At 71.3% G+C, this 23,694-nt stretch carries 25 protein-coding genes; 15 read left to right on the top strand and 10 right to left on the bottom strand.

The features are described 5' to 3' along the window. Positions 1 to 20: 20 nt before the first annotated feature. The 3 genes from AB0N03_RS11900 (at position 21) to AB0N03_RS11910 (ending at position 1,894) form a co-directional block, all read left to right on the top strand. Positions 21 to 191 carry a hypothetical protein gene (locus tag AB0N03_RS11900; RefSeq protein WP_364369260.1) on the top strand — a complete coding sequence of 57 codons (171 nt, stop codon included), beginning with the start codon at positions 21 to 23 and terminating at the stop codon, positions 189 to 191. A gap of 120 nt (positions 192 to 311) precedes the next feature. Further along, on the top strand, positions 312 to 662 hold the full coding sequence (locus tag AB0N03_RS11905) for a hypothetical protein (protein ID WP_364369263.1): 351 nt from the start codon (positions 312 to 314) through the stop codon (positions 660 to 662). 203 nt (positions 663 to 865) lie between these two features. Further along, positions 866 to 1,894, top strand: coding sequence for an LLM class flavin-dependent oxidoreductase (locus tag AB0N03_RS11910; RefSeq protein ID WP_364369266.1), 1,029 nt, complete (start codon positions 866 to 868; stop codon positions 1,892 to 1,894). Here the strand turns inward: AB0N03_RS11910 and kstD are convergent. Further along, positions 1,891 to 3,615: a 3-oxosteroid 1-dehydrogenase gene (gene kstD, locus AB0N03_RS11915; RefSeq protein WP_364369269.1), complete on the bottom strand. Its 1,725-nt coding sequence runs from the start codon at positions 3,613 to 3,615 to the stop codon at positions 1,891 to 1,893. The two genes, AB0N03_RS11910 and kstD, sit on opposite strands and share 4 nt — an antisense overlap. A 180-nt stretch (positions 3,616 to 3,795) precedes the next feature. Between kstD and AB0N03_RS11920 the strand changes: the two genes are divergently transcribed. Together AB0N03_RS11920 and AB0N03_RS11925 are read left to right on the top strand one after the other, a co-directional pair. Continuing rightward, on the top strand, positions 3,796 to 4,503 hold the full coding sequence (locus AB0N03_RS11920; protein ID WP_364369272.1) for an SDR family NAD(P)-dependent oxidoreductase: 708 nt from the start codon (positions 3,796 to 3,798) through the stop codon (positions 4,501 to 4,503). Positions 4,504 to 4,513: 10 nt separating this feature from the next. Further along, on the top strand, positions 4,514 to 5,239 hold the full coding sequence (locus AB0N03_RS11925) for a nucleotidyltransferase domain-containing protein (protein ID WP_364369275.1): 726 nt from the start codon (positions 4,514 to 4,516) through the stop codon (positions 5,237 to 5,239). On the opposite strand, the gene AB0N03_RS11930 is transcribed toward AB0N03_RS11925, so the two are convergent. Next, the gene (locus AB0N03_RS11930; protein WP_364369278.1) at positions 5,236 to 6,516 is read right to left on the bottom strand and encodes a 6-phospho-beta-glucosidase; all 1,281 of its coding nucleotides are present in this window, start codon (positions 6,514 to 6,516) and stop codon (positions 5,236 to 5,238) included. The two genes, AB0N03_RS11925 and AB0N03_RS11930, sit on opposite strands and share 4 nt — an antisense overlap. Further along, complete coding sequence (locus AB0N03_RS11935) at positions 6,513 to 7,256, bottom strand: DeoR/GlpR family DNA-binding transcription regulator (RefSeq protein ID WP_364369281.1); 744 nt, start codon at positions 7,254 to 7,256, stop codon at positions 6,513 to 6,515. The genes AB0N03_RS11930 and AB0N03_RS11935 overlap by 4 nt, the downstream gene beginning before the upstream one ends. A gap of 113 nt (positions 7,257 to 7,369) precedes the next feature. Here AB0N03_RS11935 and AB0N03_RS11940 point away from each other — a divergent pair, with 113 nt between their 5' ends. The 5 genes from AB0N03_RS11940 (at position 7,370) to AB0N03_RS11960 (ending at position 11,264) form a co-directional block, all read left to right on the top strand. Next, positions 7,370 to 8,398 (top strand): carbohydrate kinase family protein, encoded by a 1,029-nt coding sequence (locus AB0N03_RS11940; protein ID WP_364369284.1) that lies wholly within the window; start codon positions 7,370 to 7,372, stop codon positions 8,396 to 8,398. Further along, complete coding sequence (locus tag AB0N03_RS11945) at positions 8,398 to 9,120, top strand: heavy metal-binding domain-containing protein (RefSeq protein ID WP_364369287.1); 723 nt, start codon at positions 8,398 to 8,400, stop codon at positions 9,118 to 9,120. The genes AB0N03_RS11940 and AB0N03_RS11945 overlap by 1 nt, the downstream gene beginning before the upstream one ends. Before the next feature lie 117 nt (positions 9,121 to 9,237). After that, entirely contained in the window at positions 9,238 to 10,035 is a 798-nt protein-coding gene (locus AB0N03_RS11950; protein WP_364369290.1) for a heavy metal-binding domain-containing protein, read from the top strand. 9 nt (positions 10,036 to 10,044) lie between these two features. Next, entirely contained in the window at positions 10,045 to 10,863 is an 819-nt protein-coding gene (locus tag AB0N03_RS11955; protein WP_364369293.1) for a heavy metal-binding domain-containing protein, read from the top strand. After that, on the top strand, positions 10,863 to 11,264 hold the full coding sequence (locus AB0N03_RS11960) for a hypothetical protein (protein WP_364369296.1): 402 nt from the start codon (positions 10,863 to 10,865) through the stop codon (positions 11,262 to 11,264). Before AB0N03_RS11955 ends, AB0N03_RS11960 begins: the two co-directional genes overlap by 1 nt. A 34-nt stretch (positions 11,265 to 11,298) precedes the next feature. On the opposite strand, the gene AB0N03_RS11965 is transcribed toward AB0N03_RS11960, so the two are convergent. Together AB0N03_RS11965 and AB0N03_RS11970 are read right to left on the bottom strand one after the other, a co-directional pair. Next, complete coding sequence (locus tag AB0N03_RS11965) at positions 11,299 to 13,344, bottom strand: PQQ-dependent sugar dehydrogenase (protein ID WP_364369644.1); 2,046 nt, start codon at positions 13,342 to 13,344, stop codon at positions 11,299 to 11,301. Positions 13,345 to 13,671: 327 nt separating this feature from the next. Continuing rightward, the gene (locus AB0N03_RS11970; protein ID WP_364369299.1) at positions 13,672 to 14,526 is read right to left on the bottom strand and encodes an alpha/beta hydrolase; all 855 of its coding nucleotides are present in this window, start codon (positions 14,524 to 14,526) and stop codon (positions 13,672 to 13,674) included. 102 nt (positions 14,527 to 14,628) lie between these two features. Here AB0N03_RS11970 and AB0N03_RS11975 point away from each other — a divergent pair, with 102 nt between their 5' ends. Then, positions 14,629 to 15,204 (top strand): CGNR zinc finger domain-containing protein, encoded by a 576-nt coding sequence (locus tag AB0N03_RS11975; protein ID WP_364369302.1) that lies wholly within the window; start codon positions 14,629 to 14,631, stop codon positions 15,202 to 15,204. A gap of 228 nt (positions 15,205 to 15,432) precedes the next feature. Here AB0N03_RS11975 and AB0N03_RS11980 read toward each other — a convergent pair whose 3' ends face one another. Then, positions 15,433 to 16,269, bottom strand: a complete 837-nt coding sequence (locus tag AB0N03_RS11980) for an oxidoreductase (RefSeq protein WP_364369305.1) — start codon at positions 16,267 to 16,269, stop codon at positions 15,433 to 15,435. Positions 16,270 to 16,379: 110 nt separating this feature from the next. On the opposite strand from AB0N03_RS11980, the gene AB0N03_RS11985 reads away from it, so the two are divergent. Both AB0N03_RS11985 and AB0N03_RS11990 read left to right on the top strand, forming a co-directional pair. After that, on the top strand, positions 16,380 to 16,940 hold the full coding sequence (locus AB0N03_RS11985) for a TetR family transcriptional regulator (protein WP_364369308.1): 561 nt from the start codon (positions 16,380 to 16,382) through the stop codon (positions 16,938 to 16,940). A gap of 72 nt (positions 16,941 to 17,012) precedes the next feature. Next, positions 17,013 to 17,420: a VOC family protein gene (locus tag AB0N03_RS11990; RefSeq protein ID WP_364369311.1), complete on the top strand. Its 408-nt coding sequence runs from the start codon at positions 17,013 to 17,015 to the stop codon at positions 17,418 to 17,420. Positions 17,421 to 17,463: 43 nt separating this feature from the next. On the opposite strand, the gene AB0N03_RS11995 is transcribed toward AB0N03_RS11990, so the two are convergent. The 4 genes from AB0N03_RS11995 to AB0N03_RS12010 form a co-directional block, all read right to left on the bottom strand. Next, a complete protein-coding gene (locus AB0N03_RS11995; RefSeq protein ID WP_364369314.1) occupies positions 17,464 to 18,219 on the bottom strand; it encodes an SDR family oxidoreductase in 756 nt (251 codons plus the stop codon). A 64-nt stretch (positions 18,220 to 18,283) separates the two neighbouring features. After that, positions 18,284 to 19,129, bottom strand: a complete 846-nt coding sequence (locus AB0N03_RS12000; protein ID WP_364369316.1) for a hypothetical protein — start codon at positions 19,127 to 19,129, stop codon at positions 18,284 to 18,286. Between the two features lie 10 nt (positions 19,130 to 19,139). Continuing rightward, positions 19,140 to 20,345, bottom strand: coding sequence for a cytochrome P450 (locus AB0N03_RS12005; RefSeq protein ID WP_364369319.1), 1,206 nt, complete (start codon positions 20,343 to 20,345; stop codon positions 19,140 to 19,142). Between the two features lie 97 nt (positions 20,346 to 20,442). Then, positions 20,443 to 21,165, bottom strand: a complete 723-nt coding sequence (locus AB0N03_RS12010) for an SDR family oxidoreductase (protein ID WP_364369322.1) — start codon at positions 21,163 to 21,165, stop codon at positions 20,443 to 20,445. Positions 21,166 to 21,336: 171 nt separating this feature from the next. Here AB0N03_RS12010 and AB0N03_RS12015 point away from each other — a divergent pair, with 171 nt between their 5' ends. Together AB0N03_RS12015 and AB0N03_RS12020 are read left to right on the top strand one after the other, a co-directional pair. Further along, positions 21,337 to 22,911, top strand: coding sequence for a discoidin domain-containing protein (locus AB0N03_RS12015; RefSeq protein WP_364369325.1), 1,575 nt, complete (start codon positions 21,337 to 21,339; stop codon positions 22,909 to 22,911). A 75-nt stretch (positions 22,912 to 22,986) separates the two neighbouring features. Continuing rightward, positions 22,987 to 23,610, top strand: coding sequence for a class I SAM-dependent methyltransferase (locus AB0N03_RS12020; protein ID WP_364369328.1), 624 nt, complete (start codon positions 22,987 to 22,989; stop codon positions 23,608 to 23,610). Positions 23,611 to 23,694 lie beyond the last annotated feature (84 nt).

Consider the following 23,694-nt stretch of genomic DNA (forward strand, 5'->3'; position numbering starts at 1 on the left):
TCAGGAGCCGAGGGAGGACGATGACCGAGCCGGCGTTGCTCGAAGTGGCGTGGACCGACCCGGTCACCGGGTGCCGCGGCTACCTGGTGATCGACCGGCTGGTCCGCGGTGTGGCGAGCGGCGGCTTGCGGATGCGCCGCGGCTGCACGGTCTTCGGGGTCCGCGGCCTGGCCCGAGGCATGACACTCTAGGAGGGCCTCAACTACGACCCCGACGGCCGGTACGTTCCCCTCGGCGGCGCCAAGGGCGGCATCGACTTCGACCCGTACGACGAGCGCGCCCGCGACGTCGTCGCCCGCTACCTGCACGCCATGCGCCCGCTCATCGAGCGCTACTGGACCATGGGCGAGGACCTCGGCCTGCGGCAGGACGTCATCGACGACGTCATCGCGGAGATCGGCCTGCTCAGTTCGGTCCAGGCGGTCTACCCGCTGCTCGAAGATCGCGCGGCGGCGACCGAACGGCTGGCCGACGCCTTCCGCATCGAGGTCGGCGGCCTGGGACTCGACGAGCTGGTCGGCGGCCTCGCGGACTTCGTGGCGAACTCCGCGACCAATTCGTGGTGGTGGTGGACGCTCTTCGGCGACGTCGGCCCGGACGCCGACGAAGCCTACGGCAAGGTCCGGACGCGGATGCGCGACCTCGTGACGGCCATGTTCTAGCGAGCCACCCTCGACGGCCTCAGTCTCCGCGCCGCCGCGCTACAGCTGTCCGAGAAGAACCTCGACGCCATCCAGGCCCGCTTCGGCTAAGACGCGCAGTAGAAAGAACGATCGTTCACTCCCGCCTCCACTCCTCTGCAAGAACGATCGTTCGCCCCCACTTCCGCGGGAACGAATCCGTCCCCGAGATAGTTGAACGCTCCATGAAACTCGGCATCTACAGCTTCGGCGACCGCGCGCCGGACCCGCACACCGGCGACCAGCCGTCCGTAGCGCAGACGCTGGCCAACACCCTCGAGCGGATCAAACTCGCCGACGAACTGGGCCTCTCCTTCTACGGCCTCGGCGAGCACCACCTGGACCAGTACGCGATCTCCAACCCGGGCACGGTCCTGGCCGCCGCGGCGAGCGTCACCAGCCAGATCACCCTGAGCTCCGCGGTGACCGTCCTCAGCACCGAAGATCCGGTCCGCGTCTACCAGCAGTTCACGACCCTCGACCAGCTCAGCCACGGCCGAGCCGAGCTGCTCGCCGGCCGCGGGTCGTTCACCGAGTCCTTCCCCCTCTTCGGCAACGACCTCGGCGACTACGACGAGCTCTTCGAAGAGAAGCTCGCCCTTCTCCTCCGCATCGACCGCGAAGACCCGCTCACCTGGTCCGGCAAGTTCCGCCCACCGCTGGAAAACGCACGGATCCTCCCCCGCCCCTACGGCGCCCGCCTGCGCATCTCGATCGGCACCGGCGGCAACCCCGAGTCGTCCATCCGGGCCGGGCTGCTCGGCCTGCCGGTCGTGTACGCCGTGATCGGTGGACGGCCCGAGCGCTTCGCCCCCCTGGTCGACCTCTACCGCCGAGCCGCCGAGGCGGGCGACCACGAGGAAAAAGACCTCCACGTCACCATGAGCGCCATCGGCTTCATCGCCGAAAACTCCCAGGACGCCAAGGAGAAGTTCTACCCGTACTGGCTCGAGACGATGAAGTACGGCGCGAAGGCCCGCGGCTGGGCGGTCCCGACCCGCGCCGAGTACGACCAGTACACCCGCGACGCGCAGGCGCTGTTCGTCGGCAGCCCGCAGGAGATCGCCGAACGCCTGATCTCCGTCGGCAAGCTCACCGGCGCGGACCGCTACGCCCTGCAGATGGACTGGTCCGGCGTACCGCACAAGGACGTCATGCGGGCCATCGAACTGCTCGGCACCGAAGTCCTTCCGTTGATGCAGAAGGAGTTCTAGACGTCGTTGCCGGCGACGAAGCCGAACGTCATGGCCGGGCCGATGGTCGAGCCGGCGCCCGCGTAGCTGTGCCCCATCACCGCCGCGCTCGCGTTGCCGGCCGCGTACAGGCCCGGGATCACCGAGCCGTCCGGGCGGAGCACGCGCGCCCGGGCGTCCGTGCGCATGCCGCCCTTCGTGCCGAGGTCGCCGGGCACGATCTTGAACGCGTAGAACGGCGGCGCCCACAGCGGCGCGAGGCAGGAGTTGGGCAGTACGAACGGGTCCGTGTAGTAGTGGTCGTACGCGCTCGCGCCACGCCGGAAGTCACCGTCCACTCCGGACCACGCGAAGCCGTTGAACCGGTCCACAGTGGATTTCAACGCGGCGGACGGGACGCCGATCGCCGAACCGAGCGCCTGGATGCTCGACGCTTTGAAGACCGCGCCGGCGGCATACCAGGAGTCCGGCAACGGCAGCAGGGGCAGGGTGTCGCGAAACAGGTACTTGTTCCGGTAGTTCTGGTCGACGACGAGCCACGCGGGGATGTCCGGCGCGGTCGGGTTCTTGTCGTACATCGTGTGCACGACGTCGCTGTACGGCGCGGCTTCGTTGACGAACCGCTTGCCGGCCTGGTTGACGATCAGCCCGCCGGGCAGCGTCCGCTCGGCCAGGCAGAAGTACGGGTCGCCAGGGACCGGGATGGCCGGGCCCCACCACGCGTCCTCCATCAGGTCGAGCGCCGCGCCCGCGCGCTGCCCGGCGCGGTGACCGTCACCGGTGTTCTCCTTGGCGCCGACCGTCCACTCGGTCCCGATCGGCTGGCGTTGGTACTGCGCGCGCATCGCGGCGTTGTGCTCGAACCCGCCGGAGCCGACGACCACGCCGCGCCGGGCCCGCACCAGCCCGCCGGGCACGAAAACCCCGGTGACCGCACCGTTTTCGACGTTCAGGTCGAGCAACGGCGTGTTCAGCAGCACCGGGACGTTCGCCTGCCGCAACCCCACCCGCAGACCCGCCGCGAGCGACTGCCCCATGGTGAGCGGCTTCTGCCCGGCCAGCGCGGCGGCCGTGCCGCGGGCGAGGCAGGTGGCGGCGACCGCCGCGCCCTTCGCGTTGACCGCGGCCAGGTTCAGCCACTTGTAGTCGGCGCTGAAGACGACCAGCCCCGGCGGTGTCGCGAGGTACGGCGGGTTCAGGTTCGCCAGTTCCGCGCCGAGCAGGTTGCCGTCGAACTGGTCCGGCTCGATCGAGCGACCGTTCGGCAGGCCGCCCGGCAGCTCCGGGTAGTAGTCGCTGTAGCCCTCCATCCACCGGAACCGCAGCGGGCTGTTCGCCATGACGAACGCGATCATCTCGGGGCCGTTGCGCAGGAAGGCCTGCTGCCGCGCGGCCGGGACGTCCGGCCCGACGACGGCGGCGAGGTACTGCGCGGCCTTCGCCGGGGTGTCCGGCACGCCGGCGGCGAGCAGCACCGGGTTGTTCGGGATCCAGATCCCGGCGCCGGACCGGGCCGCCGACCCGCCGAACGTCGGGGCCTTCTCGAGCACGACGACGCTGAGCCCGCGCTTCGCCGCCGTCAGCGCGGCGGTCATCCCGGCGGCTCCGGAGCCGACCACGACGACGTCGTACTCCCCTACGGTCGCCGCGTTCGCGGCGTTCGCGAGCCCGGGTGTCATGGCGAGGCCCACGCCCGCCGCGGTGCCGCGCAGGATCTGGCGGCGGGTCAGCTCGGCATCCATGGCGCACATCGTGTCGGTACGCCGAGCAAACTGGAACATGTTCTACACGCTTGGAGCAGCCCCCTAGGCCAGTGGTCCGAACCCATGACGACATTCGCCGCACGATCCAGCGAAGTTGACGGCTCCCTCAGTTTAGGGATAAGTTGAGGACAGTCTCATTTTCTTTTGGAGGAGGACCTCTTGCCAAGAGTCATCGCCGTACTGGGCGCCGGTCCCGGGCTCGGCCTGTCGATCGCCCGCCGCTTCGCCCGAGAAGACTTCGCGACGGCGCTCGTCTCGCGCACCGACACCCGGCACGCGAGCTACCGCGAATCCCTGGGCGGCACCACGCACACCTACACCGCGGACGTGACCGATCCCGCCGAACTGGAAGCCGTTCTAGCTCGCATCGAGGCCGAAGTCGGCGAGCTCGACACGGTCTACTTCGGCCCGGCGGACCTCTCCGGCCCCCGTCCCGGCCCGCTGACCGAAACGGGCGCCGAAGCGCTGCGGGCGCCGTTCGAGTCGATCGTGCTGCCGGCCGCGAGGCTCGTCGAAGCGGTCCTGCCGGGCATGCTGGACCGCGGCTCCGGCGCGCTGCTCTTCGCCGGCGGTCTGAGCGGCAAGCACCCCATGCCGATGCTCGGCACCCTCGCACCGGCGTCGGCGGCGTTGCGCATGTACGTCCTGACGCTCAACGCGGCTCTGCGCGAAACCGGCGTCTACGCGGGAGCGTTGACGATCGGCGGCCTCATCGAGCGCGGCGACATCCACCGGGAGTTCACCAAGCAGGACCACGGCTTCGCGGTCGGCACGCTCGACCCGGACGACATCGCCGACCAGGCGTGGTCGCTGTACACCGAACGCGAGGAAGCCGAAGCGGAGTTCAACGCGATGGCGGCGGTCTAGCCTGGGGATCATGTTCACCCCGGGGGAGCGGAACCTGCTGCGCGACGCCCTGATCGAGGCGGCCCGGTCGGACGAGCGCGTCACCGGCGCTGCGCTCACCGGCTCGGCCGCGCTCGACGCCGAAGACGCGTGGTCGGACATCGACCTCGCGTTCGCCGTCGCCGGCGAACTCGAGCCGGTGCTCGCGGACTTCACCGCGCGGATGTACCGCGAGCACGGCGCGGTGCACCACCTGGACGTCGTGTTCGAGCGGACCGTGTTCCGCGTCTTCCTGCTGGCGAACACCATGCAGGCCGACCTGGCGTTCTGGCCGGAAGCGGACTTCGGCGCGACCACGCCGAAGTTCCGCCTGCTGTTCGGGACGCCGCAGGACCGCCCGCAGTCGCCGCCCCCGGACGCCCGACGGCTGATCGACCTCGCCTGGCTGCACGCCCTGCACGCGCGGTCGAGCATCGAACGCGGCCGCGGCTGGCAGGCCGAGTACATGATCGGCCGGGTCCGCGAGTACGCGCTGGCGCTGGCCTGCCTGCGGCACGGCGTGCCCGCGGTCGAGGGCCGCGGCCTGGACCAGCTGCCCGCCTCGGTGACCGCACCCTTCGAGGCGACGCTCCTTCGCGGCATCGAGGACGCCGGACGGGCTTTCCGCGCTGTCACCGAACTGCTCATCGGCGAGATCGAACGGGTCGACAACGAACTCGCCGGCCGCCTGGCCCCGCTGCTGCGCGAACTTTCCTAAGCCAGGTAGGAGAGTTCCGGGTGCGCGGCGACGTAAGCGTCGAGCAGCCGCCGCGCCACGGAGACCGAGTCGACCAGCGGGTGCAGCGCGAACGCCCGCAACGCGGCGTCGCGCGAACCCGTCGTCGCCGCTTCGATCGTCGCCCGCTCGACGGCCTTGACCGCCGTCACCAAGCCCAGCGCGTGGTCGTCGAGCGGTCCGGCGGCGAGCGGCCGGGCGCCGTTCGCGTCGACGACGCACGGCACCTCGACGACCGCGTCCCCCGGCACGCCGGGGAGCGCGGATCCGTTGCGGACGTTGAGGATCAGCGTCGTGCGCTCGCCGTACGCGATGGCGCGCATCAGCGCCAAGGCTACTTTCTCGTAGCCGCCGCCTTCGAGATCGTCACGCTCTCCTTCGCGCGTCTCGGCCATGTACGTCGCTTCGCGCTCCAGGCGCGTGCGCTCCCACGACATCAGCGAAGGTTCCGCGTAGAAGCCGCGTTGCTGCTCCAGCAGCTGGGCACCGCGCGACTGTGGGCTCATGGCCTCACGCGCGAAGTAGTAATAGTGCAGGTATTCGTTGGGCAGGGCACCGAGAGTGCGCAGCCAGTCCGCGCCGAAGAGTTTCCCCTCCTCGAACGATTCCAGCGCGTCGACGTCGGCGAGCAGCCGCGGCAGGACGTCTTCCCCGCCGACGCGGACCGCGCGCAGCCAGCCGAGGTGGTTGAGGCCGGCGTAGTCGAACCACGCCGCCGCCGGGTCGACGCCGAGGGCGCGGGCGACCCGGCGGCACAGCCCCACCGGCGAGTCGCAGATGCCGATCACCCGCTCGCCGAGGTGGGCGGTCATCGCCTCGGTGACCATCCCGGCGGGGTTGGTGAAGTTGATGACCCACGCTTTCGGCGCCAGCTCGGCGATCGTGCGCGCGAGGTCAACGGCGACGGGGACCGTCCGCAGGCCGTAGGCGATGCCGCCGGCGCCGACGGTTTCCTGGCCCAGCACGCCTTCCGCGTGCGCGATCTGCTCGTCCAGGCGGCGGCCGCGCAGCCCGCCGACGCGGATGGCGGAGAACACGAAGTCCACATCGGACAGTGCGGCGGCGAGATCGGTGGTGGTGCGCAGCCGCGGCGCTGTTCGCGCGCCGGCGGCCTGCTCGGCGAGAACGCGCTCCATCGCGCCGAGCCGCCCGGCGTCGACGTCGTGCAGGACCAGCTCGGTGACCCCGCCGCCGCTCAGCAGTGCGCCGTGCACGAGTGGCACGCGAAAGCCACCGCCGCCGAGGATCGCGAGCCTCATCGCAGCACCTCGACGCCCGCTTCGCGCAAGGCCGCGCACGTCGGCTCGTCGGCGCCGGTGGTGGTGACGACGACGTCGAGCGCGTCCGGGCCGCAGACCCGGGCCAGCCCGGTGCCGGGGAACTTGCCGGCGTCGGCGAGCAGCACCACGCGGTCGCCCGCGGCGATCATCGCGCGCTTGACCGGCACTTCGACGACCGTCGAGTCCATGACGTGGCCGTCGCCGCGGACGCCGCTGGTGCCGAGGAAGACCGTGTCGGCGTGGACCTGGCGCAGCGCGTCCTCGGTCAGGAATCCCACCATCGAGTGATAGCTGCGCCGGACCACGCCGCCGAGCAGCACGAGCTGGACGTCTTCGGCGTCCTTCAGCTCGTCGTAGACCGCGAGGCTGCTGGTGATCACGGTCAGCGCGCGGTCGCGCAGGTGCCGCGCCAGCCGGTGCGCGGTGGTGCCGATGTCGAGGAGCACGGTGTCGCCGTCCGCGACCAGGCCGGCCGCGCGCCGGGCGACGGCGTCCTTCTCGCCGGCACGCTCCGCCGCCACGTGGGCGAACGGCACGTCATCGGCCGCCATCGCGCCGCCGTACACCCGGGTCAACCGGCCCTCACGGTCGAGCTGCACCAGGTCGCGGCGCATGGTCGCCTGGCTGACGCCGAGCCGTTCGGCCAGCACGCCGACCGGCGCCGGGCCCTCCGCGCGGAGGGCCCGCAGGATCAGCTCGTGGCGACGCTGGGGCAGCATGCCGGGACGATAGCAGTCAAATTCGCTCATCTGGCGATCGAGTTTGCGCGGCTCTTGCGCATTCCGCGCACCTGAAGCACGCTCGTGCGCATCCTCGATTCCTGGAGGCGCCCGTGCCGGCCGAGCCCGCACCCGACATCGACGTCTTCCTGTCCGGCCTGCTGTTCTTCGACCTGGTCTTCACCGGGCTCGAAGGACCGCCGGAACCGGGCACGGAGGTGTGGACGGGTGGCATGGGTTCGGGGCCGGGCGGCATCGCGAACTTCGCGGTGGCGCTGAGCCGCCTCGGCCTGCGGACGTCGCTGGCGGCGGCGTTCGGCACCGACGTCTACGGGCGTTATTGCTGGGACGTGCTTTCGCGGCAGGAACGCATCGACCTTTCGCGGTCGCGGCGGTTCCCGGAGTGGCACTCCCCCGTCACCGTCTCGCTGGCCTACGCCGGCGACCGCGCGATGATCACCCACGGCCATCCGCCGCCCGTCCCGGTCGCCGAGCTGGCCGGCTCCCCGCCGCCGAGCCGCGCGACCGTCGCGCACATCGGCCTCGACACCGCCGAGTGGGTCCACAGCGCGCACCAGGCGGGCAGCCTCGTCTTCGCCGACGTCGGCTGGGACCCGTCCCAGGCCTGGTCGGCCGCGCTGCTCGAGCAGCTGGCGTGCTGCCACGCGTTCCTGCCCAACGACGTCGAGGCGATGCGCTACACCCGCACGGACACCCCGGAAGCGGCTTTGTCGGCGCTCGCCGAACTCGTGCCCGTCGCGGTGATCACCCGCGGCGCGGCGGGCGTGCTCGCGGTCGACGGCACCACGGGCGAGACGGCGGACATCCCGGCGCTGCCGGTGAACGTCCTCGACGCGACCGGCGCGGGCGACGTCTTCGGCGCGGGGTTCGTCGCCGCGACCCTGACCGGCTGGCCGCTGGCCGACCGCCTGCGCTTCGCGGGCCTCACGGCCGGCCTGTCGGTCCAGCACTTCGGCGGCGCGCTGGCCGCGCCGGGCTGGCATGAGATCGCCGAGTGGCACGCGCGGAACCGGCGCCCGGACTACGCGTTCCTCGACGACGTCCTGCCCGCCGAGACGATCGCCGAGACATCCCGCCGAGGCCCGGTGACCCTCGGCTTCGGCGACGACAGCTGGCGCTAGTGCACCCGCGCGCCGGCCGCTACACGGCGTCGGGGCTGCGGACGTCCCTGCTGTCGGTGCCGGGCGCAGTCGGCACCGAAGCGGTGGGGTTGCGGCCGATCGGCGAGGTGATGGGCTGCGTCGTCTCACGGCACGAGGACGTGACATCGGGCCTGCGACGCGGCTACGCGACGGCACTGGACCGGCTGCGCGCGGAAGCGACGGCGCTGGGCGCGGACGGCGTCCTGGCGATCGGCTGCACGGTGACCCGGGTGAGCGCGGCGGTCCACGAATTCGTCGTCCTGGGCACGGCGGTGCGCGCGGTGCGGGGAAAGCGGCCGCCGCGGCCGTTCACGACGGGGCTGTCCGGTCCGGACGTGGCGAAGCTGCTGCTGGCGGGCTGGGTCCCGGTGACGGTGGCGATCGGCATCGACAGCGCGACGGCGTACGACCTCGCCATGACGGACCGGCCGGGCGCGGAGGCCGAGGTGCCGACCTCGCTGGTGACCGGGGTCCGGGCGGCGGCTCGGGCGGAGTTCCTGGCGTCGGTGCGGGCCTCGGGAGCGGACGGGGGCCTGGTGACCTCGACGACGTTGCGGGCGTGGGCCCTGGGCCACACCGGAGCGACGGCGGTGGCGAGCGTGTTCGGCACGGCGGTGGCGCGGTTCGGTGCGGGTGCCGCGCCGACGGCGTCGCTCCCGGTGCTGCCGCTGGCCGGGCCTCCGCCGGGCGTGCGGCAGTGATCTCGCCGGCCGCGACCGGACCTTCCGGACATACCCGTTGATCGCCCCGCGCGCGCCGCGCGGCGGCGCGGATCCGTGCCACGATGGGAAGCGAAGCCGGTCGAAGGAGGTCAGCCAGTGCCCGAGTGGGACGGTCGTGGCCTGCCGCCCGTCGCGCGGGCCCGCGTCGAGCGCTACGCCGCGTCCGGGCTGAAGACCTCCCTGCTCAGCGTGCCCGGTGCCGTCGGCGCCGAAGTGGCCGGCTTCACCCCCGTCGGCGAGGTCATGGGCTGCATCGTGCAGCAGGTCGGCTGGACCGGGCCGGCCGCGTGGGCCGGCGACCAGGTCAAGCTGCTCTCGGGCATGCTGCGCCAGGGCTACGCCACCGCGCTCGACCGGCTCGGGCAGGAAGCCACCGCCCTCGGCGCCGACGGCGTCCTCGGCATCGAAGTCACCATCACCGCGCTCGACGACGTGATGCAGGAGTTCACCGCCCTCGGCACCGCCGTCCGCGCCGAGACCGGCCAGCGGCCACGTCGCCTGTTCACCACCGACCTGCCGGGCCAGGACGTCGGCAAGCTCATGCAGGCGGGCTGGGTGCCGGTGCGGATGGCGGTCGGCGTCGCCGGGCGCGCCCAGTTCGACTACACCATGCAGTACCAGGTCAACCCGCTGGCGGGGAACACCGAAGTCGACGCGCCGACGAAGGTCGTCACCGAGGTCCGCGGCGCCGCACGGGCGGAGTTCGCCCGCGCGATCCGCGACTGCGGCGCCGACGGCGGCATCGTCTCGGGCATGACCCTGCGGATGTGGCCGGTGCAGGAGGTCGCGGTGGCCGGCATCGCCACCGTGACCGGCACCGCGATCGCCCGCTTCCACGAAGGCCGCGCCGCCCCGACCAGCGCGCTCAAGATCCTGCCGTTGAACCGTTCCTGAGGAGGCTTCGTGACCACCGCGGATCCCGCCGCGCATCGCATCCCCGAGGATGCGATGCGCCGGCTCGCCGAGATGCGACCTGGTCAGAAGACCAGCCTGTTCACGTCCGACCTGAGCGTCAACGAGTTCCTCCTCGTGCGCGAAGCCGGGTTCCGGCCGCTCGGGCTCGTGCTCGGCTCCAGCATCTACCACGTCGGGTTCCAGATGGGACGGTGGAGCAAGAACCAGGAGATGGACCGGCTTTCGCAGGCGATGTACCACGCCCGCGAGCTCGCGATGTCCCGGATGGAGGCGGAGGCGGACGTCCTCGGCGCCGACGGCATCGTCGCGGTCCGCCTGGAGATCGAGTTCAAGGAGTTCGGCAGCGACCTCGCCGAGTTCATCGCCGTCGGCACCGCGGTGAAGGCCGACGAACCCGGCGAATGGCGCAACAACACCGGGAAACCGTTCACCTCGGACCTGTCCGGGCAGGACTTCTGGACGCTGGTGCAGGCCGGCTACGCGCCGCTGGGCATGGTGATGGGCACGTGCGTGTACCACATCGCGCACCAGCGGTTCCGGCAGATGATGGGCAACATCGGGCAGAACGTCGAGATCCCGCAGTACACGGAAGCGTTGTACGACGCGCGCGAGCTCGCGATGTCGCGGATGCAGGCGGAAGCCGAGCAGCTGGAGGCGGAGGGCATCGTCGGGGTGCAGCTGCTGTCGCTGCCGCACCGCTGGGGCGGCCACACGACGGAGTTCTTCGCGATCGGCACGGCGGTGAAGCCGTTGCGCGCCGACCACCACATCGCCAAGCCGCAGCTCGTGCTGCCCCTGACCGACTGATGGGCGGCGAGCTGGACTTCCACCTGCTGGTGGCGGCCCTGCGCACGGACCGCGCGGACGTCGAGTCCTACCACCGGGTCCTGTCCGACACGCTGGGCAACGCGTTGCCACCGGGCATGGTCGAGGTCGACCGCCGGCGCACGTTCGCCGACCGCGTCGCGGGCCGCGACGGCCAGGCGGTCGCGGTGCGCGTCCGGACGCCGGACCGGATTCTGGTGCTGAGCACAGGCAAGCACGGCGGCGTCGCGGCGGAGATCCACCAGGTGGTGCGGGGCGTGGTGATCAGCCGCAAGGAAGCCGCGGTCGACGACTGGCTCGCGGCGTTGGCGCAGGAGCTGACCACGTTGGCGTCGAAGGACGCGAGAGCGCGGGATGCGCTCTCGCGTCTCCTCGGCGGCTGACCCACCGCCACCGCTCTCGCGTCTCCTTCGGCGGCTAACCCACCGCCACCCGCAGGATCTGGTTGTGGCTGTTGTGCGGCGTGCTGTCCTTGTCGCCGTCCACGCTGGTCGCCAGCCACATCCGGCCGTCCGGGGCCGGCTCCACCGTGCGGAGCCTGCCGTACGTCCCGTTGAAGAACGTCTGCACGTTCGTCAGTGAAGAGCCGCTGATCTCCGCGCGGTACAGCCGCGTGCCGCGCTGGCACGCCACGTACAGCGCGTCGTGGATGATCGTGATCCCGCTGCACGAACCCTGCGCCACCGGATACGTCTTCTTCGGCGCGATGAATCCCGCCGTGCCGCAACTGCCGGACGTTCCCTCGCACGACGGCCAGCCGTAGTTGCCGCCCTTCACGATCAGGTTCGTCTCGTCCATGACGCTGTTGCCGAACTCCTGCTCCCACAGCCGGCCCTGCGAGTCGAACGCCAGGCCCTGGACGTTCCGGTGCCCGTAGCTCCACACCGCGTTGTGGAACGGGTTGTCCGCCGGGATCGAGCCGTCCGGGTTGATCCGCAGCACCTTTCCGTTGGGGCTGCCGGTGTTCGACGCGTTGTCGCCGTTCTGCGCGTCACCCGTGCCGGCGAACAGGTACCGGCCGTCCGGGCTGAACCGCAGCCGGCCGCCGTCGTGGAACTTGTTGCGCGCGATGCCGGTCAGCAGGACCTGCTCGGTGCCCGTGGCCAACGAGTCGGCGGCCGGGTCGTACTCGATCCGCACGATCCGGTTGTCGTCCGGCGACGTGTGCATGAGGTAGAGCCAGTGATCGGTGGCGAACGACGCCGGGTTGATCTCCAGCCCGGTCAGGCCGCCTTCGCCGTCGGTGCTCTGGACGTTCGGCACGGTGCCGATCGTCTTCTTCGCCCCGGTCTTCGGGTCCAGGTGGACGATCGAGTGGGCGTCGCGCTGGTTGTAGAGGATCGTGCCGTCCGGCAGGGTGACCAGGCCCCACACGACGTCGTCGTCGGTCCCGACCTGCGTGGCACCGCAGACGCCCTGCGACGGCGAGCAGCCCGACCCGCCGGTGGTGGTGACGTCCAGGACCGGCGTGCTCGGCTCGCTCAGGTTGCCGTTCGCGTCGACGGCCCGCACCTGCAGGTGGTACGCGGTGCTCGGGGTCAGGCCGCCGAGGGTGGTGCTCGCCGTGTCGGACGTGCCGATCTGCGTGCCGGCGTTGAAGATCCGGTAGCCGGTGACGCCGACGTCGTCGGTCGACGCGGTCCACGCCAGGCCGATCGACGTGCTGTCGACCGCGGTGGTGTGCACGTTCCCGGGCACCGACGGCGGCGCGTGGTCGTCCGACGGCGGCGTCTTCACCGCGAGGGTGCCGCTGGCCTGCGAGACGTTCCCGGCCGCGTCGCGCGCGTTGACGTAGAAGCCGTAGTTGCCGTTGGGGTTGAGGTTGCCGCAGGTCGCGGTGAGGGCGCCGGTGGTGCCGGCGCAGAGCTGACCGTCGCGGTAGACGTCGTAGCCCACGACGCCTTGGTCGTCGGTGGCCGCGGTCCACGAGACGGTCGCACTGATCGGGGTGACCCCGACGAGCGTCGGCGTCCCGGGTGGCGACGGCGGCACGTCGTCGCCGGCCGAGCCGTAGACGCCGAACTCCTGCAGCGAGTAGCCCTTCGACGCGTCGGTGCGGCAGCGTTTCGTGCCGTGCACCCGCACGTAGCGGCCGGTGCCGTCGAGCGAAGTGAGGTCTTCGACGCCGCCCTTTCCCGTGGTGGTCGCGTAGATCCGCGTCCACGTGCCGTGGTCGGCGGAGGTGTCGATCTCGAAGGCCGTGGCGCACGAGGCGTCCCACTGCAGCCGCACCCGGCTGACGTGCGCCACCGCGCCGAGGTCGACGTAGATCCACTGTGGATCGACACCCGCCGCGCTGGCCCAGCGGGTCGCCGAGTCGCCGTCGACGGCGCCCGGCGCCCGACAGCACCCGCCTGCCGACGACGCCGTCACCGGCTTCCCCTGCGAGAGCAGGGCATCCGCGGCCCGCACCGGCCCCGCCGCGCTGATCGTCCCGGCGACGAGCGCGGCCACCGCGGCCATGATCGTCCCCACCCGGATCCGTCTGGTCATCCCGTCCTCCACCCTGCTGGTGCGGAGGGTAGACGATTCGGCACGCCTCCGCGGAACACCGTCCCGCCGCCACGGCTCCGGTCCGCTGCGCACCCGGGCCCGTCGGCGAACGACTCGTCGGCGAACGACCCGTCGGCACAGGCAGAGGCGGATGCCTGGCGACGGCGGGGTTCTCCGGGACCGGGACCGACCTGGAGCCAGGGCGATCTCGGGGAACCCTACGAGCGGAGCGCCGGACCGGTCAACCGGCGCCGCACCGGGTGTCCCGCTCACCGAGCCGTTGGGGGAGAAAGGATTTCAGTTCGTCAGCACCCTCCCGAGGAATCCGCGGACGTACCCGGCGATGGCGTCCAGATGGCTTTCGAGCGCGAAGTGGCCCGAGTCGAGCAGGTGGATCTCGGCGTCGGGCAGGTCGCGGGCGTAGGCGCGGGCGCCGTCGGCGACGAAGATCCCGTCGTTGCCTCCCCAGACGGCCAGTAGCGGGACCTGGCTGGTCCGGAAGTACTCGTGGAACTTCGGGTACAGGCCGATGTTGTGGTGGTAGTCCGCGAGCAGGGCCAGCTGGATTTCGGCGCCGCCGGGCCGGTCGAGCAGGGCCTGGTCGTGGATCCAGACGTCCGGGCTGACCAGCGCCGGGTCGGGCACGCCGTCGAGGTACTGCGCCTTGGTGACGTCGAGGCTGACCATGGCGCGCAGGTCCTCCTCGGTCAGCGTGCCGGCGGCGAGCCGCTGCGGCAGCCCGGCACCCAGGCCGTCGACGTAGGCGTTGCCGTTCTGCGTGACGATGGCGGTGACCCGCTCCGGGTTCCCGGCCGCGATGCGCAGGCCGACCGGTGCGCCGAAGTCCTGGATGTAGAGCGCGAAGCGGTCCAGGCCGATCTCGTCGAGCAGGCCGAGGGTGAGCTCGGCGAGGGCGTCGAAGGTGTAGGTGAACTCGTCCACCGTCGGCGCGTCGGACGCGCCCGCACCCAGGTAGTCGGGCGCGACGACGTGGTAGCGGTCGGCCAGCGCCGGGATGAGGTGCCGGTACATGTGCGAGCTCGTCGGAAACCCGTGGAGCAGCACGATCGTGGGCGCGTCGGCGGGCCCGGCCTCCCGGTAGAACAGCCGGCGCCCGGCAACGGTGGCAAAGCGGTGATACACGGCGGTCATGGGTCACTCCTCATCTCTCATGGATACTTTTCTATTTATCCATGAGGTGGCGTAGGCTGTCAATGGGTCGGGACAATGACGGACGAACTTCGGGAGGCGAACATGGTCACTGCGGCACCCGGCGAGGAGCGCTCACCCGCGCTGGCGCTGGTCAACACCCGCCGGCTCGGCGCGGGCGGCGAGGTCGACGACCTCGCCGAGCCCCACGCCACCGCCGAGTGGCTGCGCCGGCACGAGCTCCCGGCCGCCTCGCTCGACACGGACGACCTGGGCCGCGTCGCGGACCTCCGGGCAGCTGTCCGCGAGCTGCTGGCCGCCCTGGCGGAGGACCGCTCACCGGCCGCGGCCGCGCTGGAGTCGGTGAACGCGGCCGCCCGCGCCGACGCCGCCGCGCCCCAGTTGACCTGGCCGTCGGGGCCGCACCGCGAGTGGCGCAGCAGCAGCCCGGGCAGCCTCGAGGAGGCCCTGGCCGCGCTGGCGCGCGACGCGATCGACGTGGTCACCGGCGACCTCGGCCCCCTGGTGCGCCCGTGCGAGGCCCACGGCTGCGTGCGGTTCTTCTTCCGCGAGCACGCCCGCCGCCGCTGGTGCTCGACAACCTGCGGCGACCGGGTGCGCGCGGCCCGGCACCAGCGGTTGGTGGTCGAGCAGAGGGAGTCGGCTCCGGGGCCGGTCTGAGTCGGCCACCTGGCGACTGTCGTCCCCGGGGCCGGCCTAGTCGGCCCACCTGGCGACTGTCGTCCCGGGCCCGGTCTGAGGTCGGCCCACGTGGCGACTTCGGTTCGGTCACGTTCGCGAGCCGGCACGTTGGCGCGGGAGCCGTGACTCGCTGCGCCCCGCTTACGACTGACCGCGCCCGCAGCCCGCCGCGGCGCTCCCACCCGCGGCGTCAGCTCCTCGGTTTCCTCACTCCGCGGCGAACACCGCCGACCGGCTCACCTCAGCCCACTCCTCCACCTCGGCTCCGCGGGCGCGTTCGGACCGTTGCACCGCTTCGACCGCGTCCGCGCCGAGCAGGAGGCGCAGCGGCGGCGCGTCCAGCCGGACCACGTCGGCGAGGATGCGGGCTCCGCGGGCCGGGTCGCCTGCCTGTTTGCCGTCGGTCGCGTCGCGGAGGCGGTGCATCTCCCCCACCGAGGCGTCGTACTCCGGGCGGACCGGTGCGCGCTCCATCGAGGCGCCCTGCCAGTCCGTGCGGAACGCGCCCGGCTCGACGATCGTGACCTTGACGCCGAACGGCTTCACCTCCGCGTTGAGCACCTCGGAGAACCCCTCCACCGCGAACTTCGCCGCCTGGTAGGCCCCCAGCCCCGGCGACCCGCCGACCCGGCCGCCGACCGACGAGAACTGCAGGAAGTGCCCCGAGCCCTGCTCGCGGAACACCGGAAGCGCCGCGCGCGTGACGTTGACGACGCCGAAGAAGTTGGCCTCGACCTGGGCCCGGAAGTCGTCCTCCGCCATGTCTTCGATCGGCGCGCTGTTCGCGTAACCGGCGTTGTTGGCCACGACGTCGAGCCCACCGAACTCGCGCACCGCGAACGACACGGCCTCGCGCGCGGCCGCGGGGTCCGTCACGTTCAACGCGAACACACGGATCCGATCGCCGTGCTCGGCCACCAGATCCTTCAGCTGCTCCGGCCGGCGCGCGGTGGCGACCACCCGGTCGCCGTCCTCGAGCGCGACCCGGGCCAGCTCCCGCCCGAACCCGCGGGAACTGCCGGTGATCAGCCAAGTCCTGCTCATGATGCTCTCTCCTTGCTCATCCGCACCGGCCAACTAACCGGTTGGTTGCTTTCAGGAAACACCTCGCGGACGAGTTTGTCAACCAACCGGTTAGTTGCTAGAGTGGTGGCATGAGAGATGCGGCGGAGACGAAGCGGCGACTGCTCGCCGCCGCCACGGAGGAGTTCGCGGAACGGGGCATCGCAGGCGCCCGCGTGGACCGGATCGCGGACGCCGCCGGATGCAACAAGGCGATGCTCTACAAGTACTTCACCAACAAGGACAGCCTGTTCGACACGGTGTTCGGCGAGTCGGTCGGCAAGTTCGTCCTCGACGTCCCGGTCGACGCCGACGACCTGCCGGGCTACGCCGGAAAGCTCTTCGACCGGTACGAGGAGCAGCCGGAGACGTTGCGGCTGGCCGTCTGGCACCGGCTGGAGCGACCCGACGGCAAGTGGGTCACCGAAATAGTGCTGGCCAACGAAGTCCGGCTGAACTACCTGCAGCGCGCACAGAACGAAGGGAGACTGTCCAAGCACTACACACCCATGGAACTGCTGGTGCTGATCCAGTCGATCTCGACGGCGTGGGCGACGACCAATTCGGAACTCGGCGTGCGCACCACCCTCTCTCGCGAGCAGCGGCGGGAGCTCGTGGTGGACGCGGTGCGGCGGCTGATCGCGGAGGATTGACGAGCGGTACGCGAAGACCTCGAGCACGGGTAGCGTGTGCTCCGCCGAGCCTGGTCGACGGAAGGACACGCGATGGAGTGGACGCTCGAAGTGGTCGTGGTGCCGGTGTCCGATGTGGACCGCGCGAAAGCGTTCTACGCCGATCAGCTGGGGTTCACGCTCGACCATGACGTGGCACCCGCCGAGGGCGTCCGGATCGTGCAGCTGACCCCGCCGGGGTCGGGCTGCTCGGTGGTGTTCGGCCGCGGCGCGGTGCCGGACATGCCACCGGGTTCGCTCAAGGGGCTCCAGCTGGTGGTCAACGACCTGCCCAAGGCCCACGCGATGCTCACCGAGCGTGGCGTCGAGGTCAGCGAGATCCAGGTCCACGGCATGGGCGCCTGGGACGGTGAAGCGGACCTGAACAACGTGGGTTTCGTGCACTTCGCCGACCCCGACGGCAACGGGTGGACGGTGCAGCAGATCACGGCACGCCGGTGACCCGGCGCGGGCAGCGCGCCCCGACCCGCTGCCCGCCACCTCGCTAGTCCACCAAGGCGCCGCAGCTGAGGTTGACCGTTGAGGCCGTCATCGTCCGGGCTCGGTCCGAGGCCACGAAGGCCGCCACCGCACCCACGTCGGCGAGGGTGGCCGCTCGGCCGAGCATCGTCTTGCCCGCGATGTTCTCCTCGATCGCCTCTCGGCCCTGGAAGCCGGCCGGCAGGGTCTCCGGGATTCCGCCCGTCCGGAGCGTCACCGCCCGGATCCCGTGCCGGCCCAGCTCCGCGGCCAGCTGGCGGCGCATCGCCTCGAGCGCGTGGAAGGCCACCTGCAGCCCGCCCACCGAGAACTCGCGCACTGGTTCGCCCGCGCCGCCGAAAAGGAGGATCACGCCCGAACCCCGCTTCACCATGTGGCGGGCCGCTGCGCGGGCCGTCAGGAACTGGGTTCGCACCGCTGTCCGGACCGGACGCTCGTAGTCGGCCACGCTCATGTCGATCAGCGGCGTGCCCTGGACGTCGCCGTGGGCGATCAGGTTGAACGAGATGTCCAGCCCGCCCTGGGCCGCTACCGCGGCGGCGTGGTCGTCCACCGCCCGCTCGTCCAGGGCGTCGACCTCGGCCACCTCGGCCGATCCGCCCGCCGCGCGGATGCGCGAGGCGACCTCCTCCAGCCGGGACCGGGTGCGGCCCGTGAGGAAGACCCGAGCGCCTTCCTCCGCAAAAGCCGTGGCCACGGCCGCGCCGATGCGGCCTCCGCCGCCGTAGACGATCGCGTTCTTGCCGGTCAGCAACGTCATGGGTCCTCCGATGTCCGGGTGCGGTTCACCGGTGCGTCGAACGGGACCCCCCGGAATCGACGGCTCAGGGGCGGGGCACGCCCATCGGGTTCGGGATCGGGACCACCCCCGCGTCGACCACCGCGCGACCGACCGGGACCGCCAGCTCCAAGAGCCGCGACAGACCGGCCGAGCCCAGTGCCTCCACCGGGGCCGCCGCCAGCCGGTCCGTGTCCTCCTCGATCCGAAGCCGCAACGACGTGCCGGAAGCCGTCAGCCGGCCGGACGAATCCAGCAGGTCGCGCGCCGCCAACCGAGAGACAGCGTCCGACCAGTCCGCGTCGGACCAGCCTCGGTGGGGCTGGACGTCGCCGCGGGCGAGCACGCCGTCGCCGATGTGGGTCACCGTCGTCTCCAGGCCCGTCAACCCCGCGTGGACCGCCGACAGGACGTGACCGTCGCCGCGGTGCTCGCGCAGCACCGTCGCCGCCAGCCACAAGCGGCCGAGCACCCCCGAAGGCCGCGGCACCGCGGACCACGCCGCCGCCAGCGGGCGCCCGTCGAAGCGGCACGCGGAAGCGGCCTGCTCCAGCAAGGACGTCAGCTCGGAGTGATCGGAGGAACCCAAGACGCGGGAAAGAGCGGCTTCGACAGCCGAAAGCCGAGCGCGTTGCACCTCAAGAGGCGCGGCGAACGACCACGCGTCCGGCAGGGCCCGCGCCACCATCGCCGGGGCGAACCCGAACAGCATCGACGTCGCCGCTGCCGGGCCGATCGGGCCCAGCGGCGCGAGGCGGCCCGCGAAGTACCCCATCCAGTACCCCCGCAGGCCCACCTCCTTCGCCGCCGCGGCCGTCTCCGGCGCGAAGTAGACGACCGCGTGCAGCGGCTCCACGGCCGCCCACAACCGCCGGGCCGGTGAGGTGCTCATGCCGCCATTCTCACCCCCACGCGACCGGCAGCTCCCGCACCCCGTACACCAGCGTGTTGTGCTTGTACGCCAACGACTCCCGCGGCACCGCCAGCCGCAGGCCGGGCACCCGGCGGAACAGCCGCGTCAACGCCTCCTGCAGCTCGACGCGGGCCAGCTGCTGGCCGATGCACTGGTGCGCGCCGAACCCGAACGCGACGTGCGTGCGGGGCGACTCGCGGTGGAAGTCGAGCTTGTCGCCGCCGGGGAACAGCTCTTCGTCGCGGTTGGCCGAGTTCAGGGCCGCCACCAGCCACTCCCCCGCCTTCACCGACCGGGACCCGACCTGCACGTCCGCGGTCGCGTAGCGCAGCACGCCGAACTGCACGACCGACAGGTACCGCAGCAGCTCCTCGATCGCCCGCTCCGGCGCGGCCAGCACGACGTCACGCTGGGCCGGGTGCTCCAGCAGCACCAGCGTGCTGAGCGCGATCATGTTGGCCGTCGTCTCGTGGCCGGCCACCAGGAGGCTCAGCCCGAGCACGACCAGCTCTTCCATCGTGAGCGGGTCACCTGAGGCCACACCGCGGGCGATCAGCCGGCTGAACAGGTCGTCCTGCGGATTCTTCTGCTTGTCGGCGAACAGTTCCGCCAGGAAGCCGGAAAGCTCGTCGTACGCCTGCTTCCCCTCTTCGGGCGTGGCGTCGGTGCTGACCAGGAACCCGCTCTGCCGCTGGAACCGCGAACGATCCGCGTAGGGGACGCCCAGCAGTTCGCAGATCACCAGCGACGGGATCGGCAACGCGAAGTCCCGCACCAGATCGGCTTCCCCGGGCCGGGCGAGCATCGCGTCCAGGTGGCTCTCCACCAGCTCCTGGACGTAGCCGCGCATCGCTTCCACGCGCCGCACGGTGAACTCCGCGATGACCATCTTCCGGATGCGCGAGTGGTCGGCGCCGTCGAGCTGGATGATCGATCCCGGACTGATCTCGAAGTCGAGATCGGCGTCGGGCTTGACGTGCACCGAGGACGCGCCGCGCGAGCTCATCGTGCGGTCGGCGAGCACCGCGCGGACGTCGCGGTACCGCGTCACCAGCCAGGCGTCCATGCCCGCCGGGCAGCGCACCTGCGACGTCGGCGCGGTTTCCCGCAGCGTGGCGTAGTTTTCGGGCGGATCGAACGGGCATCCGGCCGGTCGTGCCGTGGGGAGGGCCGGGGTTTCGGATGTCGCCGTCACGGCGGATCACACCTCTCTGCGGTGGTCGGGGACTCTTCCACCATGGAGAGAACCGGCGCCGTCGTGGGACGTTCGACCCACTTCCGACCCGGATGGCCTAGCGGGCCCCGTAAGCACCGCCGTTCACGTGCACGACCTGTCCCGTGATGTGGCCGGCTCCCGGCGAAGCCAGGAACCGGACGGTTTCCGCGACTTCTTCCGGCGCGCCGGCCCGCTTGTTGAGCGCCACCGAGATCCGGGATTCGAGCCATTCTTCGGTGAGCGTGCCGTGGAAGAACTCCGTGTCGAGGATGACGCCCGGGGCGACGACGTTGGCCGAGCCCGACGCACCGAGCTGCCGCGCGAGGTCGGTGTTCCACGCCTCGATCGCCGCCTTCGCCGCGCCGTACGAGCCGGAGCCCTGCTTCGCCGCGACAGAACCGAGAGTCACAACCCGCACGTTGTCCGCGAAGCGCGGCTTCAACGCGGCAGTAACCAGTACCGCGGAGAGGACGTTCGCGTCGAAGTTCGCGCGCCACGCGTCGGCCAGCCCGGTGAGACCGACCGGCGCTTCCCGGACGCGATCGGTGTTGCCGCCCGCGTTGTTGACCAGGACGTCCACCCGAGAAGGCAGTTCCGCCAGCGCGGCCTGCACCGCTGTCGGATCGCTCGCGTCGAACGACACCGCCCGCGCGCCGATCCGTTCCGCGGCCGCCTCCAGCACGTCCTTGCGGCGCCCGGTGACGGTGACCCGCTCGCCCGCCGCCGCGAACCGGGCGGCGATCGCCAGCCCGATGCCCGTGCCGCCCCCGGTGACCACGATTTCCCGCTGTTCGCTCATGGCGCCATCTTCGCCGAGGAAAGCCCGCACCCGCTGGACTTTCCCGCCGACCGGGACACGGATCCGATTTGTTAGGAAACTTTACGAACAAGTCTTGACGGCGAGCCGCCGCCCGGCGAACCTGAACCCACGCCGCCCGTCATCGTCCGCCCACCCCCTCCCGGAGGCAGCATGACCCGGCGCGCTTTCGTGCTCGTCGTGACCCTGTTCCTCGCTCTGACCTCGGCGCTCATCGGCGCGAGCACGGCGAGCGCGGCTACCACGCAACCGACGTTCCTCACCTTCTACGGCTGGTGGGACAACACCCCACCCGGCGGCGACATCGCCTACCCGCAGATCCACGACACCGCGGGCGGCAAGGGCAGCTACGCCGACCCGATCACCTTCGCCACCAGCAGCGACGAACTGAAGCCCGGCACCAAGGTCTGGGTGCCGCGGGTGAAGAAGTACTTCGTCATGGAGGACGGCTGCGACGAGTGTTCCGACGACTGGAACAGCGAGGGCCCGAACGGCGGCCCCGGCCTCCGGCACATCGACCTCTGGCTCGGCGGCAAGGGCGGCAGCGCCTTCGACGCGATCGACTGCGAAGACGCGCTCACGCACTACAACGCCGACAACACGCCGGTCATGGAGCCGGTGGTCGTCGACCCGCCGTCGGACGAACCGTACGACGCGACGCCGATCTTCAACACCGGCACCGGTGCGTGCTGGGGCGGCGCGCAGCCGAACACGACGGTCGGCCAGTACCGCAACCAGTCCACCGGAACGTGCCTCGAAGCGCCGAGCAGCGGGACCACGCTGAAGGTCGCCGCCTGCGCCGGAAGTGACGCCCAGCGCTTCACGTTTCACGGCGCATTCCTCGTGATCGACGACAAATGCGCGGGGATCTCCGGCAGCTCCATCGTGCTGCAGACCTGCACCGGCGGCCCGGCCCAGCAGTGGTCCATCAACCCCGACGGCACCATTTCCGACATCCAGACGAGCAAGAAGTGCTTCCGGGCTTCGGGCACGACACTCACCGCGGGCAGCTGTTCGGGCACCCAGGCGCGCTGGACGTTCACCGCGGCCGGCACCCCGAGCGGCCTCAGCGTGACACCCTCGTCGGTTTCGGTGGCACCAGGCGACACGGCGACGGCCACGGTCACCGCCACGGACGCCGTGACGTTGTCCGCGAGCGGCGCTCCCGCGGGCGTCACCGTGTCCTTCTCCCCGGCGTCGGTGCCGGCCGGCGGCACCTCGGCCGCCACGGTCGCCGCCGCCGCGAACGCCACCCCCGGCTCGGCGACGGTCACGATCACCGGCGGGACGAAGACCGCTTCGCTCGCCGTGACGATCACAGGGGGCGCCGAAACGCTGCTCTCCCAGGGCAAGACGGCGACCGCGTCGTCGACGGAGTCGGCGTCCTACCCGGCGAGCGCGGCCTTCGACGGCAACCTGACCAGCACGCGCTGGGCGTCGAAGGAAGGCTCCGCGAGCGAGTGGCTGCGCGTCGACCTCGGCGCCCCCAAGGCGGTCTCGCACGTCAAGCTGAGCTGGGAAGCCGCGTACGGGAAGGCGTACAGCATCCAGACCTCGGCCGACGGCACGAACTGGACGACGATCTACAGCACCACGACCGGCAACGGCGCCACCGACGACCTCACCGGCCTGGCCGGCAACGGCCGCTACGTGCGGATGAACGGCGTCACGCGCGGAACGTCGTACGGCTACTCGCTGTACGAGATGCAGGTGTACGGCCCGGCCTGAGTTGCCAATCCGGCAACGCGATTTGCCTCTTCGGTGACGTCCTCCGCATGCTGGGGACGTCACCGAGGAGGAGCCATGCCCCACGCACACGACCAGCCCATGGTCGTCGAGAACATGCTCAAGCAAGAGTTCTGGGAAGCGCTGTACCAGCGTGACGAGCACCGGATCTGGAGCGGGAACGTCAACACGAACCTCAGCTCAGAGGTCGAGGGGCTGACGCCCGGACGCGCCCTCGACCTCGGCTGCGGCGAAGGCGGCGACGCGATCTGGCTCGCGAAGCAGGGCTGGACGGTCGACGGCGCCGACATCTCGACCGTCGCGCTCGCCCGCGCGGAGGAAGCCGGCAAGGAAGCGGGTGTGGACGTCCGCTGGCTGCACCGCGACATCCTGAAGTGGCAGCCGGAGGAGCAGTACGACCTGATCTCCGCGCAGTACATGCACCTGCCGCCGGACCTGCGCCGCGACGTCTTCACGGCGGCCGCTGCCGCCATCCGGCCGGGCGGTTCGCTGCTGGTCGTCGGGCACTCGCCGAAGGCCATGCGCGAGTTCGACGGCCAGAAGCCGCCGGAGGAGCTGTACTTCGAGCCGGAGGAGATCACCAGCTACCTCGGCGACGCCGGGGAATGGGTCGTCGAGACGTGCGAGACGCGCGGCGAGGGCCACCACACCGACGCCGTCTACCGCGCGAAGCGGCTCTGAATGGAAACGGGGTCCCGTCACCCTCCGCCCTTGCCCCCACCGCCGCCCTCAACGGAAGCGCTTCGCGCTGCGGTGTTGGATTGT

Origin of the sequence: Amycolatopsis sp. NPDC051061, from assembly GCF_040682935.1 — a bacterium.
In the GTDB taxonomy this organism is placed as follows: Bacteria; Actinomycetota; Actinomycetes; order Mycobacteriales; family Pseudonocardiaceae; genus Amycolatopsis.